The sequence below is a fragment of the Saccharomonospora saliphila YIM 90502 genome (assembly GCF_000383795.1).
Classification (GTDB): Bacteria; Actinomycetota; Actinomycetes; order Mycobacteriales; family Pseudonocardiaceae; genus Saccharomonospora; species Saccharomonospora saliphila.
This window is the reverse complement of record NZ_KB912692.1, coordinates 11,278-13,200: the sequence shown is the minus strand read 5'-3', so window position 1 is coordinate 13,200 and position 1,923 is coordinate 11,278. Positions and strand designations below refer to the sequence as shown.

General features: G+C 73.8%; 1 protein-coding gene. It reads left to right on the top strand.

Features of this window, described 5'->3' with window-relative positions; translation table 11 throughout:
* Positions 1 to 1,923, top strand: a 1,923-nt coding sequence (locus SACSA_RS23125; RefSeq protein ID WP_019816656.1) for a sensor histidine kinase, incomplete at both ends; no start/stop codon positions are given.

Genomic DNA, 1,923 nt, shown 5'->3' with positions numbered 1-1,923 from the left:
GACCGCGCGTCGGAGGCGGGCGCGCGCATTTCCGCGCCCCGGGAGGCGGTGCGTGACCGGCTCGGCGGGTTGCCCGGGTTGCGGGAGGAGATCCTGTCGGGACAGACCGGTCCGGTCGAGGCGGTCACGGCCTACACCGGACTCACCCGGGCGCTGCTGGACCTGCACACCGCCGTCGCCGCCGGGATCGGGGCCGAGGAGTTCGGCGCCACCGCCGACGCGGTGCACGACCTGCTCGTGGCGCGGGACGAGGTGGGTGTGCACCAGGCGCTCATCGGCCACGGCATCGCGCTCGGGCTCGCGCCCAGCGACTACAACGACATCCGCAACGCCGAGGTGCGTCGCGCGGACCGTGTCGCCGAGTTCACCGCGACCGCGACCGCGTCCCAGCGCGCGTTGTTCGACAGCACGGTGCGGGGCCCGGAGTTCGACGAGTACCTGCGTGTTGTCGACGCTGTGCTCGCCGGTGAGGACGCCGAGCGGGACGTGTTCGGCTCACTCACCCCAGCGCAGTGGTCCGCCACCGCCGAGGCGGTCTCCGGCGCGGTGGGGCAGGTCGCCGGTGCGCTCGGCGGGCAGGTCACCGACCGGGCGCACGCGGAGGCCGAGAGCGCCACCACCGCCGCCGTCGTGCTCGCCGCGGTACTCGCCGCCGCGCTCGTCCTGACGGCCGTGGTGGTCTTCGCGATCACGCGGCAGCTGCTGCGGTCACTGCGCGTGCTGCGGGGCAGCGCCCTCGACGTCGCCCACAGTGATCTTCCCGAGGCGGTGCGCCGTATCCAGGACGGCGACGCGGTCGAGGGCGAGATCACCCCTGTTCCCGTGCACACCCGCGACGAAGTGGGGCAGGTGGCCCGGGCCTTCGACGCGGTGCACGAGGAGGCGCTGCGGCTGGCCTCCGAGCAGGCGGGGTTGCGCACCGGCTACGCGGGCATGTTCGTGAACCTGTCGCGCCGCAGCCAGAGCCTCGTGCAGCGCCAGCTTCAGTTGATCGAGCGTCTTGAGCGCGACGAGGAGGACGCCGACCAGTTGGCGACGCTGTTCCAGCTGGATCACCTGGCGACCCGCATGCGGCGCAACAACGAGAACCTGATGGTGCTGTCCGGCGCCGAGCCCGGCCGCAGGTCCGGACAGCCGGTGAGCGTGACGGACGTGCTGCGCGCCGCCGTGTCCGAGATCGAGCAGTACCAGCGTGTGCGCGTCCGCACGTCCCCGGCGCTCGGCGTCGTCGGCTACGCCGCCGGGGACCTCATCCGGCTCGTCGCCGAGCTTCTCGACAACGCGACCGCGTTCTCGGCGCCGGAGACCACGGTGACCGTGGTCAGTGCCGCGCGGGACGACGGCGGCCTCACCGTCGAAATCCTCGACGAGGGCATCGGCATGAACGAGGCCGAGGTCCTCGAGGCCAACGAGCGGATCGGTGAGGCGGGCACCGCGGACATGACGACCTCCCGCCGCATGGGGCTCTTCGTCGTCGGGCGCCTGGCCACCCGGCACGGCTTCGGGGTCACGCTGCACGGCGGCAAGGACATCGTCGGCGTCCGGGCGACGGTGACCGTCCCGGCCGAGACGGTCACCGAGCACACGGGACGGCCGGAACCGGAGCGTCCGGCGCCGGGGTCCGGCGCCGGGAAGGACCTCCCGGATGCCGGATCCGCCGCCGCGAACGGGCAGTCCGTACGGTCGTCGCTCACACCCGATGGCGCGCCGTTGCCCCGGCGTACTCCCGCGGGGGAGGAGCCGGAGGAACGCACGGAGGAGCGGCACGCGGTGCCCGAACCCACCGACAGCGAGATGTCCGGCACCGCGTTGTTCACCCCGCTGGATCGGGAGGAGACGCGCGAACCGGGACACGCCGCCTCGCCGGGTCCGCATGCGCCGGGCGGCCGGGCCGCGCCCGGACGGCGCTTTCCGGCCGTTCCG